Source organism: Streptomyces sp. Y1 (genome assembly GCF_041053115.1).
Taxonomy (GTDB): domain Bacteria; phylum Actinomycetota; class Actinomycetes; order Streptomycetales; family Streptomycetaceae; genus Kitasatospora; species Kitasatospora rubellomurina.
In genome coordinates, this window is the sequence record NZ_CP163445.1 from 2,124,665 (window position 1) to 2,138,352 (window position 13,688).

Here is a 13,688-nt window from a genome sequence, read left to right on the forward strand (position 1 = left end):
GCCGGACCAACACCCTCCCGCGTACGGCGAAGGCCCGGTTCCCCCACATGGGGAGCCGGGCCTTCGCCGCAAGAAGGTCAGATCTGGATGCCGGCCATGCGCTTCCACTCGTACGGGCCGGTCTTGACCTTGAGGCCCAGCTCGCCCTCGAAGTCGTCGTGCAGGGTCAGCCCGGCGAGTTCGGCGGCGCGGCGGCCCACGGCGTAGCTGGGGGCGACCTGGTCGCCCCAGGCGCCGTCCGCGCCGACCACGACGATGCGGGTGGCCACGGAGCCGACGTACTCGACGACGGCGTCGCCGCCCCCGTGCTCCCGGGCGAAGCTGGTGAGGTTCTTGGCGATGCGCTTGGCACGGCGCTCGGTGCGGGCGTCCGGCGCGGCGGCGGTGGCGGTCTCTGCGCTCATGCCCGCATGCTACCCACCGGTAGACGCCCTGGCGACGGGGGCACCCTGTGCACCGGGCCACATACTGGAGGCGTGACGTTCAAAGGCTGGCCGGCCGAGGCGCTCGAGTTCTACGAGCACCTCGAAGCCGACAACTCGAAGACCTTCTGGCAGGCCCACAAGGACCAGTACGACGCCGCCGTGCGGGCCCCGGCCGAAGAGCTGCTCGCCGAGCTGGAGCCCGAGTTCGGGCCGGGGAAGATCTTCCGCCCCAACCGCGACGTCCGGTTCAGCGCCGACAAGTCCCCGTACAAGACGCACATCGGCGCGCACCTGGAGGCCGGCGGCTACATCCAGCTCTCCGCGGACGGGCTGGCCTGCGGCAACGGCATGTACCAGCTCGCCCCGGACCAGCTGGAGCGCTACCGCGCCGCCGTCGCCGAGGACGTCAGCGGGGCCGAACTGGAGCGGGTGATCGCCGCGGTGGAGGCGGACGGCCCCAAGGTCTTCGGCCGGGACTCCCTCAAGTCCGCGCCGCGCGGCTTCGCCAAGGACCACCCGCGGATCGAGCTGCTGCGCCACAAGGGCCTGGTGGCCTGGCAGGAGTGGGCGCCCGCGAAGTGGCTGGGCACCCGCGCCGCGTACACCCGGATCACCGACTTCCTGCGCGCCTCCCAGCCGCTGAAGGACTGGCTGGACGACCACGTCGGCCCGTCCGAACTCCCCTCCCGCTGAGAAGGCGCGCTGAGCAAGCACGCTGAGAAAGCGAAGGAGCCCCGGTCCGCATCCGGACCGGGGCTCCTTCCACAACAGGCCTCACTTCACGAACGGGTCGATCGCGCAGACCACGAAGAGCAGCGACAGGTAGGTGATCGACCAGTGGAACAGTCGCATCTCCTTGAGCTTGGCGCCCACCACACCGGCCTTGGCCCGCCCGTACAGCGCGTGCGCCTCGCGCAGCCAGGCCGCGCCCAGCAGCACCGCGACGACCGGGTACAGCCAGCTCATGTGCCCCAGCGGCCAGACCGCCAGCGAGGTCGCGACCATCACCCAGGAGTAGGCGACGACCTGCTTGCCGACCGCGACGTTGCCCTTGATCACCGGCAGCATCGGGACGCCCGCCCGCAGGTAGTCGTCGCGGACCTTCATCGACAGCACCCAGGTGTGCGGCGGCGTCCAGAAGAAGACCACCAGGAACAGCGCCACCGCCGCCCACGACACCGAGTTGGTGACCGAGGACCAGCCGATCAGCACCGGCATGCAGCCGGCGATGCCGCCCCAGACGATGTTCTGCGAGGTGCGCCGCTTGAGCCCCAGCGTGTAGACGAACACGTAGAACAGCAGGGCGCCGAGCGCGAGCCCGGCGGAGAGCCAGTTGACGCCGTAGCCGAGCAGCAGGGTCGAGACGACGCCGAGCGTGATGCCGAACACCAGCGCCTCGCGCGGCGAGACCATCCCGGTGACGATCGGCCGCCGCTCGGTGCGGGACATCAGCGCGTCGATGTCCCGGTCGATGTACATGTTGAGGGCGTTGGCGCCGCCCGCCGAGAGGTAGCCGCCGACCACGACCTTGAGCACCAGCAGCATGTCCGGGACACCCTGCTGGGCCAGGAACATCACCGGCACCGTGCTCATCAGCAGCAGCTCGATGATCCGGGGCTTGGTCAGTGCGACGAAGGCGCCGACACGGGCCCCGATCGGCCGGTGATGCGCAGGTGTCGCCCCGGTGACCCCGGCGGGACGGGTTTCGACGGCGGTCACTAACACCCCAACTGAAGATGAATCCTCGCAGGCGTCCACAGGAACGATGGGTCCCGAATCGTCCGCTCTGCGCGTACCACGCCACCTTAGACGCTCCATATATCCCAACCGGCTCCGGGGTCCCCGGCGAGGCGCGACGATCACCCCCCGGTGAACCGTCCGGGTGACGGCGTTCCCGGAGCTCCGGAGAGCCCCGGCGCGTCCGCGCAACCCGTCCTGACCACCGGGGCGGCGAGCCCCGGCGAAACAGGAGAGCCTGGGGCAAAGCGGTCAGATCGCCCACGTGGGAATATCGCACGGCAATACCGGTTGTCTCAGCACGGAGGGTGAGCCCCGGCCTGGACGGTAGGCTCCCGGGAGAAGCGGGATCTACCCTCCGTGACCGGCACCACCCAACGTCGGGACCACAGCGTCGTGGCCGACCCGGTCCCCATTCACGGGGTCACTCTTCACAATGGAAGGAGCCCTGAGACAGGGTGAGCACCACTGCGCCGACGAACGCATTCGAGTGGACCGACCTGGACGAGCGCACGGTTGACACCGCGCGCGTCCTGGCCATGGACGCCGTCCAGAAGGTTGGCAACGGACACCCGGGGACGGCCATGTCGCTGGCCCCCGCCGCCTACCTGATCTTCCAGCGCTTCCTGCGCCACGACCCGACCGACCCGGCCTGGGTCGGCCGCGACCGCTTCGTCCTCTCCCCCGGGCACACCAGCCTGACGCTGTACACCCAGCTGTACTTCTCGGGTTACGGCCTGGAACTGGACGACCTCAAGGCCTTCCGCGTGGCCGGCAGCCGCACCCCCGGCCACCCCGAGCACGGCCACACCGCCGGCGTCGAGACCACCACCGGCCCGCTCGGCCAGGGCATCGCCAACGCGGTCGGCATGGCGATGGCCGCCCGCTACGAGCGCGGCCTCTTCGACCCGCAGGCCCCGGCCGGCGAGTCCCCCTTCGACCACACCATCTGGGCCATCGTCTCCGACGGCGACCTGGAGGAGGGCATCTCCGCCGAGGCCTCCTCGCTGGCCGGCCACCAGAAGCTGGGCAACCTGGTCGCCGTCTACGACGACAACCACATCTCGATCGAGGGCGACACCGAGACCGCCTTCTCCGAGGACGTCCTCAAGCGCTACGAGGCGTACGGCTGGCACGTCCAGCGGGTCACCCCGAAGGCCAACGGCGACATCGACGTGGCAGCCCTGGCCGAGGCCCTGGCCGCCGCCAAGGCCGAGACCTCCCGCCCGTCGCTGATCGCGATGCGCACGATCATCGCCTGGCCGGCCCCGGACGCCCAGAACACCGCCAAGGCGCACGGCTCCGCGCTCGGCGCCGCCGAGATCGCCGCCACCAAGAAGGTCCTCGGCTTCGACCCGGAGAAGACCTTCGAGGTCAGCGACGAGGTCATCGAGCACGCCCGCCAGGTCATCAAGCGCGGCAAGGCCGCCCGCGACCAGTGGCAGCAGGGCTTCGACGCCTGGCGCGCCGCCGACGCGCAGCGCGCCGCCGAGTTCGACCGCATCCAGGCCGGCGAGCTGCCCGAGGGCTGGAAGAAGGCCGTCCCGACCTTCCCGGCCGGCAAGGACGTCGCCACCCGCAAGGCCTCCGGCGAGACGCTGAAGGCGCTCGGCGCGGTGATCCCGGAGCTGTGGGGCGGCTCGGCCGACCTCGCGGAGTCCAACCTCACCACCATCGACGAGGAGAGCTCCTTCCTCCCCGAGGGCAACCCGCTGAAGTCGGCCAGCCCGTACGGCCGGACGATCCACTTCGGCATCCGCGAGCACGCCATGGGCTCGACCATGAACGGCATCGCCCTGCACGGGAAGACCCGCGTGTACGGCGGCACCTTCCTGGTCTTCGCCGACTACATGCGCCCGGCCGTGCGCCTGGCCGCGCTGATGAAGCTGCCGGTCACCTACGTGTGGACGCACGACTCGATCGGCCTCGGCGAGGACGGCCCGACCCACCAGCCGGTCGAGCACCTGGCCTCGCTGCGCGCCATCCCGGGCCTGGCCATGGTCCGCCCGGCCGACGCCAACGAGACCGCCGTCGCCTGGCGCACCATCATCGAGCGCCAGACCACCCACCCGGGCCCGGTCGGCCTGGCGCTCACCCGCCAGAACGTCCCGACCTTCGACCGCTCGTCCTTCGGCAACGCGGAGCTCACCGCGAAGGGCGGCTACGTCCTGGCCGAGGCCTCCACCGGCGACCCGCAGGTGATCCTGCTGGGCACCGGCTCCGAGGTCCAGCTGGCCGTCCAGGCCCGCGAGGTGCTGGAGGCCGAGGGCATCGCCACCCGCGTGGTCTCGGTCCCGTCCTTCGAGTGGTTCCAGGAGCAGGACCAGGCCTACCGCGACAGCGTGCTGCCGCCGTCGGTCAAGGCCCGCGTCTCGGTCGAGGCCGGCATCGCCCAGGGCTGGCGCGAGCTGGTCGGCGACCACGGCCGGATCGTCTCGCTGGAGCACTTCGGCGCCTCCGCCGACTACAAGGTGCTGTTCGAGGAGTTCGGCATCACCGCCGAGCGCGTGGTGGCCGAGGCCCACAACGCCCTGCGCTCGCTGGAAGCCGTCAACCGCTAGCAGTACCCCGGGCCGCGTGCCCGCCCGCACGCGGGCACGCGGCCCCGCTGACCACACCACGACGTACGAAGAAGCAGAAGGACTGAAGCACCATGACTGACGCACTGAAGCGCCTCAGCGACGAAGGCGTGGCGATCTGGCTGGACGACCTCAGCCGCAAGCGGCTGAACACCGGCAACCTGGCCGAGCTGGTGCAGAACAAGCACGTGGTGGGCGTGACCACCAACCCGACCATCTTCCAGAAGGCCATCGCCGGCAGCGGCGACAGCTCCTACGACGGCCAGCTGCGCGACCTCGCCGTCCGCAAGGTCACCACCGACGAGGCGATCCGCATGATCACCACCTCGGACGTGCGCGACGCCGCCGACGTGCTGCGCCCGGTCTACGACGCCTCCAACGGCCGTGACGGCCGCGTCTCGATCGAGGTCGACCCGCGCCTGGCGCACGAGACCGCCCCCACCGTGGCCGAGGCCAAGCAGCTGTGGTGGCTGGTCGACCGCCCGAACGTCTTCATCAAGATCCCCGCCACCAAGGCCGGTCTGCCCGCGATCAGCGAGGTCATCGGCCTCGGCATCAGCGTCAACGTCACGCTGATCTTCTCGCTGGAGCGCTACAAGGCCGTCATGGACGCCTACCTGACCGGCCTGGAGGCCGCCAAGGCCAAGGGCCTGGACCTCTCCCAGATCGAGTCCGTCGCTTCCTTCTTCGTCTCCCGCGTGGACACCGAGATCGACAAGCGCCTGGACGCGATCGGCGGCGACGCCAAGGAGCTGCGCTCCAAGGCCGCGCTGGCCAACGCCCGCCTCGCCTACCAGGCGTACGAGGAGGTCTTCGGCAGCGTCGACGGCAAGACCGCGGGCAGCGCCCGCTGGGCCGCCCTGGAGGCCGCCGGCGCCAAGCCGCAGCGCCCGCTGTGGGCCTCGACCGGCGTCAAGGACCCGGCCCTGCCGGACACCCTGTACGTCACCGAGCTCGTCGCTCCGGGCACCGTCAACACCATGCCCGAGGCCACCCTGGACGCCACCGGCGACCACGGCGTGGTGACCGGCAACACCATCGTCCCCAACTACGCCGACGCGAAGGCCGTCCTGGACGCCATCGCCGCCGCCGGCGTCGACTACGACGACGTGGTGCAGGTCCTGGAGGACGAGGGCGTGCAGAAGTTCGAGCAGTCCTGGCAGGAGCTGCTCGACACCGTCACCGCCTCGCTCGCCGCCTTCGCCGACGAGAAGTGACCCCTGCTCACAGCCAGCGCACGAAAGCGGAGCCCATCAAGTGAGCACTGATTTCCCCGAGTTGACGCCGGTGTCGGACGCGGACGATCTCCCGCCGGCCCCCGTCAACCCGCTTCGTGACCCCACCGACCGGCGGCTCCCGCGCATCGCGGGGCCGTCCGGCCTGGTCATCTTCGGGGTTACCGGCGACCTGTCCCGCAAGAAGCTGATGCCGGCCATCTACGACCTGGCCAACCGCGGCCTGCTGCCGCCGGGCTTCTCCCTGGTCGGCTTCGCCCGCCGCGAGTGGGAGGACGAGGACTTCGCCAAGGAGGTCCACGACGCGGTCAAGGAGCACGCCCGGACGCCGTTCCGGGAGGAGGTCTGGCAGCAGCTCGCCAAGGGCATGCGCTTCGTCCAGGGCACCTTCGACGACGACGACGCCTTCGACAAGCTCCGCCAGACCATCGAGGAGCTGGACAAGGCGCAGGGCACCGGCGGCAACTTCGCCTTCTACCTGTCCGTCCCGCCGAAGTTCTTCCCGACGGTCGTCCAGCAGCTCAAGAAGCACGGCCTGGCCGACCCGCCGAAGGGCTCCTGGCGCCGCGCCGTCATCGAGAAGCCCTTCGGCCACGACCTGGAGAGCGCGCAGGAGCTCAACAAGGTCGTCCACGAGGTCTTCCCGCGCGACGAGGTCTTCCGGATCGACCACTACCTGGGCAAGGAGACGGTCCAGAACATCCTGGCGCTGCGCTTCGCCAACCAGATGTTCGAGCCGATCTGGAACCGCTCGTACGTCGACCACGTGCAGATCACCATGGCCGAGGACATCGGCATCGGCGGCCGGGCCGGCTACTACGACGGCATCGGCTCCGCCCGTGACGTGATCCAGAACCACCTGCTCCAGCTGATGGCGCTCACCGCCATCGAGGAGCCGGCGTCCTTCCACCCGAAGGCGCTGGTCGCCGAGAAGCTCAAGGTGCTCAGCGCCGTCAAGCTCCCGGCCGACCTGGGCAGGCACACCGTGCGCGGTCAGTACGCGGCCGGCTGGCAGGGCGGCGAGGAGGTGCCCGGCTACCTGGACGAGGACGGCATCGACCCCGAGTCCAAGACCGACACCTACGCGGCCATCAAGCTGGAGATCAACAACCGCCGCTGGGCGGGCGTCCCGTTCTACCTGCGCACCGGCAAGCGGCTGGGCCGCCGGGTCACCGAGATCGCGGTGGTCTTCCAGCGCGCGCCGTACCTGCCGTTCGACTCCTACGCGACCGAGGAGCTGGGGCAGAACGCCCTGGTCATCCGGGTCCAGCCGGACGAGGGCGTGACGGTGCGGTTCGGCTCCAAGGTGCCGGGCACCTCCTTCGAGGTCCGGGACGTCACGATGGACTTCGCCTACGGCGAGTCCTTCACCGAGTCCAGCCCGGAGGCGTACGAGCGGCTCATCCTCGACGTGCTGCTCGGCGACGCCAACCTGTTCCCGCGCCACCAGGAGGTCGAGCTCTCCTGGCAGATCCTCGACCCGATCGAGAAGTACTGGGACTCCCACGGCAAGCCCGCCCAGTACGCGGCGGGGACCTGGGGCCCGGTCGAGGCGGACGAGATGCTCGCACGAGACGGCAGGAGCTGGCGCCGGCCATGAAGATCGACCTCACCGACACGACCTCCAGCAAGATCAACGCCGCGCTGATGGAGGCGCGCCGGGCCAGCGGCTCCACCGCCGCCGGCATGGTGCTCACCCTCGTGATCGTGACCGACGAGGGCAGCGCCTACGACGCCCTCAAGGCCGCCAACGAGGCCTCCCGCGAGCACCCGATGCGCACCCTCGCGGTGATCAAGCGCGCCGGGCGCTCGCCCCGGGCCCGCGCCGAGACCCGCCTGGACGCGGAGATCCTGGTCGGCACGGACGCCGGCTCCGGCGAAACGGTCATCCTGCGCATGCACGGCGAACTCGTCGCGCACGCCCAGTCCGTGGTCCTGCCGCTGCTGCTGCCGGACGCCCCGACCGTGGTGTGGTGGCCGGAGAACGCTCCGCTGCACCCCGCGCAGGACCCGCTGGGCGCGCTCGCCCAGCGCCGGATCACCGACGCGGTCACCGCCGAGTCCCCGGTCGGCCAGCTCGCCCAGCGGGCCCAGAGCTACACTCCGGGCGACACCGACCTGGCCTGGACCCGGATCACCGGCTGGCGTTCGATGCTGGCCGCCGCGCTGGACCAGCGGCCGTCCCACATCACCGCCGCGGTGGTCGAGGGCGAGTCCTACAACCCCAGCGTCGAGCTGCTCGGCCTCTGGCTCACCAACCGGCTGCACGTGCCGGTCGAGCGGGTCGTCACCGGCGGCCCGGGCATCACCGCGGTGCACCTGCGCACCAAGGACGGGGACATCACCCTGGACCGCCCGGACGGCCTGCTGGGCACGCTCTCCATGCCCGGCTCGCCGGACCGCCAGGTGGCGCTCAAGCGGCGCGACACCTCGGAGCTGATCGCCGAGGAGCTGCGCCGGCTCGACCCGGACGACATCTACGCGACGGCCGTGCGCACGCCCGTCGAGCGGCTGCGCGAGCCGGCCGGCACCGAGGCCGCGACGGCCGAGGGCACCGCCCAGGCCGTCGCCGAGGCCACGGCGGCCGCCACGGCCGACCCGGCCCCGGCGGCCGCGGACGGCGCGGACGGCGCGGACAGGGCGCCCGCGAAGAAGGCCGCGGGCAAGCGCGCCGCCAAGGGGAGCGCATGACCGCCGCCACCCCGCAGCTGGTCGTCCACCGGGACAAGGAGCTGATGGCCCAGGCGGCCGCGGCCCGCCTGATCACCCGGATCGTGGACGCCCAGGCCGCCCGCGGCACCGCCTCGGTGGTGCTCACCGGCGGCCGCAACGGCAACGCCCTGCTGGCCGCGATCGCCGCCTCCCCGGCGCGCGACGCGGTCGACTGGGGCCGGCTGGACCTGTGGTGGGGCGACGAGCGCTTCGTGCCCGCCGCCGACCCGGACCGCAACGCCGTCCAGGCCCGCGCCGAGCTGCTGGACGCCGTCCCGCTCGACCCGGCGCGGGTGCACGAGATGCCCGCCTCGGACGGGGTGGACGGCTCGGACGTGGAGGCGGCCGCCGCCCGCTACGCCGAGGAGCTGGCCAAGGCGGCCGGGCCGGGCGACCGGCTCGGCGTCCCGGCCTTCGACGTGCTGCTGCTCGGTGTCGGCCCGGACACCCACGTCGCCTCGCTCTTCCCCGAGCACCCGGGCGTGCGGGAGACCGAGCTGACCGTGGTCGGCGTGCGCGGGGCCCCCAAGCCCCCGCCGACCCGGGTCTCGCTCACCCTCCCGGCCATCCGCGCGGCCCGCGAGGTCTGGCTGCTGGCCGCCGGCGAGGACAAGGCGGGCGCCGTCGCGCTGGCCCTGTCCGGCCCCGGCGAGCTGCAGGCACCCGCCTCCGGCGCGTACGGGCGCAGCCGCACCCTGTGGCTGCTGGACCGCGCCGCGGCGGAGCGGATCCCGCCGCAGCTCTACCCGCCGGCCTCGGCGTAACGGAGCAGGCAACGCCGAAGGGCGCCACCCGTCGTCATGACGGTGGCGCCCTTCAGTGCTTCGATGCCGCTCGGCTCGCCTCAGCTCGGAGATCGCTCGCGCAGCTCTCAGATCTCGCCGCGCAGCTTGGCCAGCGCCTCGGCGAGGATCGCCTCGCCGTCCGCGTCGGTGCGCCGCTCGCGGACGTACGCGAGGTGGGTCTTGTAGGGCTCGTTGCGGGACGGCGCCGGCGGGTTGTGCTCGTCCTGCCCGGCCGGGAAGCCGCAGCGCGGGCAGTCCCAGGTGTCCGGGATGACGGCCTCGGCGGCGAAGCTGGGCCGGGTCTCGTGCTTGTTGGCACACCAGAAGCTGATCCGGTTGCGCGGGGCGGACTCGCCGCGCTCCGCCTCGCCCATCGGGCCGGCTCCGACCCTGCTGCCACGGATGGCGTTGCCACTTGCCACGGTCTGACTCCCTGCGTGCTGGTGCGCCGACCCGCCGCGATGCGCGTCGGTGGCGAAAGTCGTCCTAGTGTAAGCAGGGGCTAAGCATCCGCCAGCATCGCCCACGGCCCCGACCGTCCCAGGATAGGCGCTCGGACGACGGGGCGTCAGGCCTGCGTCAGCTCTTGTACTTGAGCACCAGGCTGAGCACCACGATGCAGGCGAACCAGCCCAGGCCGACCACGATGGTGATGCGGTCCAGGTTGCGCTCGGCCACCGCCGAGCCGCCACCGGTGGACATGGCGCCACCGCCGAACATGTCGGACAGGCCGCCGCCCTTCCCCTTGTGCAGCAGCACCAGCAGGATCATCAGTGCGCTGAAAATGATCAGGGCAATCGAGAACCCGAGAACCACGACGGGACCAACTCTCTCGTATCTTCGGCGAAGGGGCCGGGCCGCGTACGGCGGTCCGGCCCCAAAGCCTACGTTGCTGCGGCGGCGTTAGCCTACTGCCTGCTCACGGTAACGCACGATCTTGACGAACTCGTCGGCGTCCAGCGAGGCACCGCCGATCAGGCCGCCGTCGATGTCGGGCTTGGCCATCAGGCCGGCCGCGCTCGACGACTTGACCGAACCGCCGTAGAGCACGCGGACCTTGCCGGCCAGCTCGGCGTCGTACAGCTCGGCGATCCGCCCGCGGATGGCGGCGCAGACCTCCTGCGCGTCCTCCGGGGTGGCCACCTCGCCGGTGCCGATCGCCCAGACCGGCTCGTACGCGACCACGATGGACTCGGCCTGGTGCGCCGGGACGCCCTCCAGGGCGCCGTCCAGCTGGGCCAGGGTGTACTCGACGTGGGTGCCGGCCTTGCGGATCTCCAGCGGCTCGCCGATGCACAGGATCGGGGTGACCCCGGCCCGGTAGGCGGCCTTGACCTTGGCGTTGACGATCTCCTCGTCCTCGCCGTGGTACTGGCGGCGCTCCGAGTGGCCGATCACCGCGTAGGTGCACTGCAGCTTGGCCAGCATCGGGCCGGAGACCTCGCCGGTGTAGGCACCGGAGTCGTGCTGCGAGATGTCCTGCGAGCCGTACTTGATCTTCAGCTTGTCGCCGAAGACCAGGGTCTGCACCGACCGCAGGTCGGTGAACGGCACCAGGACGGCGACCTCGACGGCCTCGTAGTCCTTGTCGGCCAGCGCGAACGCCAGCTTCTGGGTGTGCTGGATGGCCTCGAGGTGGTTGAGGTTCATCTTCCAGTTGCCCGCCATCAGCGGGAGACGCTCAGTCATGCTGTCAGCCTTCCAGGGCGGCGAGACCGGGAAGGGACTTGCCCTCCAGGTACTCGAGGCTCGCGCCACCGCCGGTCGAGATGTGTCCAAAGGCGTTCTCGTCGAAGCCCAGGATGCGGACGGCCGCGGCGGAGTCGCCGCCACCGACCACGGTGAACGCGTCGCTGTCGAGCAGGCCCTGCGCGACGGCCTTGGTGCCGTTCGCGTAGTCGGGGTGCTCGAAGACGCCCATCGGGCCGTTCCAGAACACGGTGCCCGCGTCGGCCAGCTTCGCCGCGTACAGCTCGCGGGTCTTCGGGCCGATGTCCAGGCCCTCCTTGTCCGCGGGGATGCCGTCCGAGGCGACGGTGTCGTAGGTCGCCGGGGTCTTGCCCTTGAGGTCGGGGAACTCGGCGGAGACCAGGACGTCGACCGGCAGGACGAACTCGACGCCCCGCTTCTCGGCCTCGGCCAGGTAGTTCAGGCAGACCGGGATCTGGTCCTCCTGCAGCAGCGAGATGCCGACCTCGTGGCCCTTGGCCTTGAGGAAGGTGTACGCCATGCCGCCGCCGATCAGGATCCGGTCGGCCTTCTTCAGCAGGTTGTCGATCACGCCGAGCTTGTCCGACACCTTGGCGCCGCCGAGCACGACGACGTACGGGCGCTTGACGTCCTCGGTGAGCTTCTTCAGCACGCCGACCTCGGTGGCGATCAGGTCGCCGGCGGCGTGCGGCAGCAGGCCGGGCAGGTCGTAGACCGAGGCGTGCTTGCGGTGCACGGCGCCGAAGCCGTCGCCCACGTACAGGTCGGCCAGGGTGGCGAGCTGCTCGGCGAAGGCCTTGCGCTCGGCGTCGTCCTTGCTGGTCTCGCCGGCGTTGAAGCGCAGGTTCTCCAGCAGCGCGACGTCACCGTCGCCCAGCGCGGCCACGACGGCCTTCGCGCTGTCGCCCACGGTGTCGGCGGCGAAGACGACCTCCCGCCCGAGGATCTCGCCGAGGCGCTTGGCCGCCGGGGCGAGCGAGAACTGCGGGTCCGGCGCGCCCTTGGGCCGGCCGAGGTGCGAGGCGACGACGACCTTCGCGCCGGCCGCGACCAGCTTGGCGATGGTCGGCGCGACGGCGCGGATGCGGCCGTCGTCGGTGATCGTCGCGCCGTCCAGCGGGACGTTCAGGTCGGCGCGCACGAACACGCGCTTGCCTTCGACACCGGCTTCGATGAGCTCTTCGATGGTCTTCACGGGGATTTGGTTCTCCTGGGGAGATGGTTGATGCGCAGGAGGCGGCACGGCGCAGGGGCCGCCTGGGAAGTACTGGAAGCGCGGAACGAGGGCCCGGTCGGCGTGGTCGCCGTCCGGGCCCTCGCCCCTACATCACGTCAGCTCCCGCAAGGTCAGAGCTGCCCGCCGACGAGGGTGGTCAGGTTGACGAGGCGGTTCGAGTAGCCCCACTCGTTGTCGTACCAGCCGAGCACCTTGACCTGGTTGCCCTGGACCATGGTGAGCTGGGAGTCGAAGATGCAGGAGGCCGGGTCGTTGACGATGTCCGAGGACACGATCGGGTCCTCGGTGTAGGACAGGATGCCCTTGAGGGGGCCCTCCGCGGCCTTCTGGAACGCGGCGTTGACCTCGTCCTTGGTGACCTCGCGCTCCAGGGTGACGACCAGGTCCGTGATGGAGCCGGTCGGAACCGGGACGCGCAGCGAGGTGCCGTCCAGCTTGCCCTTCAGCTCCGGCAGGACCAGGGCGGTCGCCTTGGCGGCACCGGTCGAGGTCGGGATGATGTTCTGCGAGGCCGCACGAGCACGGCGCAGGTCCTTGTGCGGGAAGTCCAGGGTGACCTGGTCGTTGGTGAACGCGTGGACGGTGGTCATCAGACCCTTGACGATGCCGAAGCTCTCGTTCAGCACCTTGGCCATCGGCGCCACGCAGTTGGTGGTGCAGGAGGCGTTGGAGATGATGTCGTGCTTGGCGGCGTCGTACTTCTCGTCGTTGACGCCCATCACGATGGTGATGTCCTCGTCGCTCGCGGGCGCCGAGATGAGGACCTTCTTCGCGCCGGCGGCGAGGTGCTTCTTCGCAGCCTCGGCCTTGGTGAAGATGCCGGTGGACTCGACGACGATGTCGGCGCCCAGGGCGGCCCAGGGGAGGTTGGCGGGGTCGCGCTCGGCGGTCACCTTGAAGGTGTGGCCGTCGACGGTGATGCTGTCCTCGGTGTGCGAGACCTGGCCCGGGAAGGTGCCCAGGGTGGTGTCGTACTTGAGCAGGTGGGCCAGGGTCTTGGTGTCGGTGAGGTCGTTGACACCGACGATCTCGATGTCCGCGCCCTGGGCCTTGACAGCGCGGAAGAAGTTGCGGCCGATGCGGCCGAAGCCGTTGATGCCTACCCGGATCGTCACGAACCGATCTCCTCGTTAGGTACGCCGGCGCTAGGCCGACGGGGATGAGATTTGGGAAGTCCCCGACCGCCTACGACCCTACCCCTCCCGCGGCTGGGAGGGCACATCGCGCCACCTCGTGAGACTGGGCGTGGCGCTGTCGAAACCCGCTTT

Annotated in this window: 13 protein-coding genes; 6 read left to right on the forward strand and 7 right to left on the reverse strand. The window is 70.9% G+C overall.

Going from position 1 to position 13,688, the window contains the following annotated elements:
* Window positions 1-77: 77 nt before the first annotated feature.
* Window positions 78-404, reverse strand: coding sequence for a hypothetical protein (locus AB2U05_RS08895; protein ID WP_045702792.1), 327 nt, complete (start codon window positions 402-404; stop codon window positions 78-80).
* 72 nt (window positions 405-476) lie between these two features.
* Between AB2U05_RS08895 and AB2U05_RS08900 the strand changes: the two genes are divergently transcribed.
* On the forward strand, window positions 477-1,118 hold the full coding sequence (locus AB2U05_RS08900) for a DUF2461 domain-containing protein (RefSeq protein WP_369182957.1): 642 nt from the start codon (window positions 477-479) through the stop codon (window positions 1,116-1,118).
* Window positions 1,119-1,199: 81 nt separating this feature from the next.
* Here the strand turns inward: AB2U05_RS08900 and AB2U05_RS08905 are convergent, their stop codons facing one another.
* On the reverse strand, window positions 1,200-2,150 hold the full coding sequence (locus AB2U05_RS08905) for a heme o synthase (RefSeq protein ID WP_045702788.1): 951 nt from the start codon (window positions 2,148-2,150) through the stop codon (window positions 1,200-1,202).
* Window positions 2,151-2,620: 470 nt separating this feature from the next.
* Here AB2U05_RS08905 and tkt point away from each other — a divergent pair, with 470 nt between their 5' ends.
* The 5 genes from tkt to pgl all read left to right on the forward strand — a co-directional run bounded on the left by tkt (window position 2,621) and on the right by pgl (window position 9,452).
* Window positions 2,621-4,723 carry a transketolase gene (gene tkt, locus AB2U05_RS08910; protein ID WP_369182958.1) on the forward strand — a complete coding sequence of 701 codons (2,103 nt, stop codon included), beginning with the start codon at window positions 2,621-2,623 and terminating at the stop codon, window positions 4,721-4,723.
* Window positions 4,724-4,815: 92 nt separating this feature from the next.
* Window positions 4,816-5,958: a transaldolase gene (gene tal, locus AB2U05_RS08915; RefSeq protein ID WP_045702784.1), complete on the forward strand. Its 1,143-nt coding sequence runs from the start codon at window positions 4,816-4,818 to the stop codon at window positions 5,956-5,958.
* A 70-nt stretch (window positions 5,959-6,028) separates the two neighbouring features.
* On the forward strand, window positions 6,029-7,576 hold the full coding sequence (gene zwf, locus AB2U05_RS08920) for a glucose-6-phosphate dehydrogenase (protein WP_045702782.1): 1,548 nt from the start codon (window positions 6,029-6,031) through the stop codon (window positions 7,574-7,576).
* Complete coding sequence (gene opcA / locus AB2U05_RS08925) at window positions 7,573-8,667, forward strand: glucose-6-phosphate dehydrogenase assembly protein OpcA (RefSeq protein WP_369182959.1); 1,095 nt, start codon at window positions 7,573-7,575, stop codon at window positions 8,665-8,667. Before zwf ends, opcA begins: the two co-directional genes overlap by 4 nt.
* Window positions 8,664-9,452, forward strand: a complete 789-nt coding sequence (gene pgl, locus AB2U05_RS08930; protein WP_045702778.1) for a 6-phosphogluconolactonase — start codon at window positions 8,664-8,666, stop codon at window positions 9,450-9,452. The genes opcA and pgl overlap by 4 nt, the downstream gene beginning before the upstream one ends.
* A gap of 107 nt (window positions 9,453-9,559) precedes the next feature.
* Here the strand turns inward: pgl and AB2U05_RS08935 are convergent, their stop codons facing one another.
* The 5 genes from AB2U05_RS08935 to gap all read right to left on the reverse strand — a co-directional run bounded on the left by AB2U05_RS08935 (window position 9,560) and on the right by gap (window position 13,535).
* Window positions 9,560-9,847: an RNA polymerase-binding protein RbpA gene (locus tag AB2U05_RS08935; RefSeq protein ID WP_030308030.1), complete on the reverse strand. Its 288-nt coding sequence runs from the start codon at window positions 9,845-9,847 to the stop codon at window positions 9,560-9,562.
* Between the two features lie 205 nt (window positions 9,848-10,052).
* Window positions 10,053-10,289, reverse strand: coding sequence for a preprotein translocase subunit SecG (gene secG / locus AB2U05_RS08940; RefSeq protein ID WP_045702776.1), 237 nt, complete (start codon window positions 10,287-10,289; stop codon window positions 10,053-10,055).
* An 87-nt stretch (window positions 10,290-10,376) separates the two neighbouring features.
* Window positions 10,377-11,162 carry a triose-phosphate isomerase gene (tpiA, locus tag AB2U05_RS08945; protein ID WP_045702774.1) on the reverse strand — a complete coding sequence of 262 codons (786 nt, stop codon included), beginning with the start codon at window positions 11,160-11,162 and terminating at the stop codon, window positions 10,377-10,379.
* A gap of 4 nt (window positions 11,163-11,166) precedes the next feature.
* Entirely contained in the window at window positions 11,167-12,378 is a 1,212-nt protein-coding gene (pgk, locus tag AB2U05_RS08950) for a phosphoglycerate kinase (protein WP_045702772.1), read from the reverse strand.
* Between the two features lie 152 nt (window positions 12,379-12,530).
* Entirely contained in the window at window positions 12,531-13,535 is a 1,005-nt protein-coding gene (gap, locus tag AB2U05_RS08955; protein ID WP_369182960.1) for a type I glyceraldehyde-3-phosphate dehydrogenase, read from the reverse strand.
* Window positions 13,536-13,688: the final 153 nt, after the last annotated feature.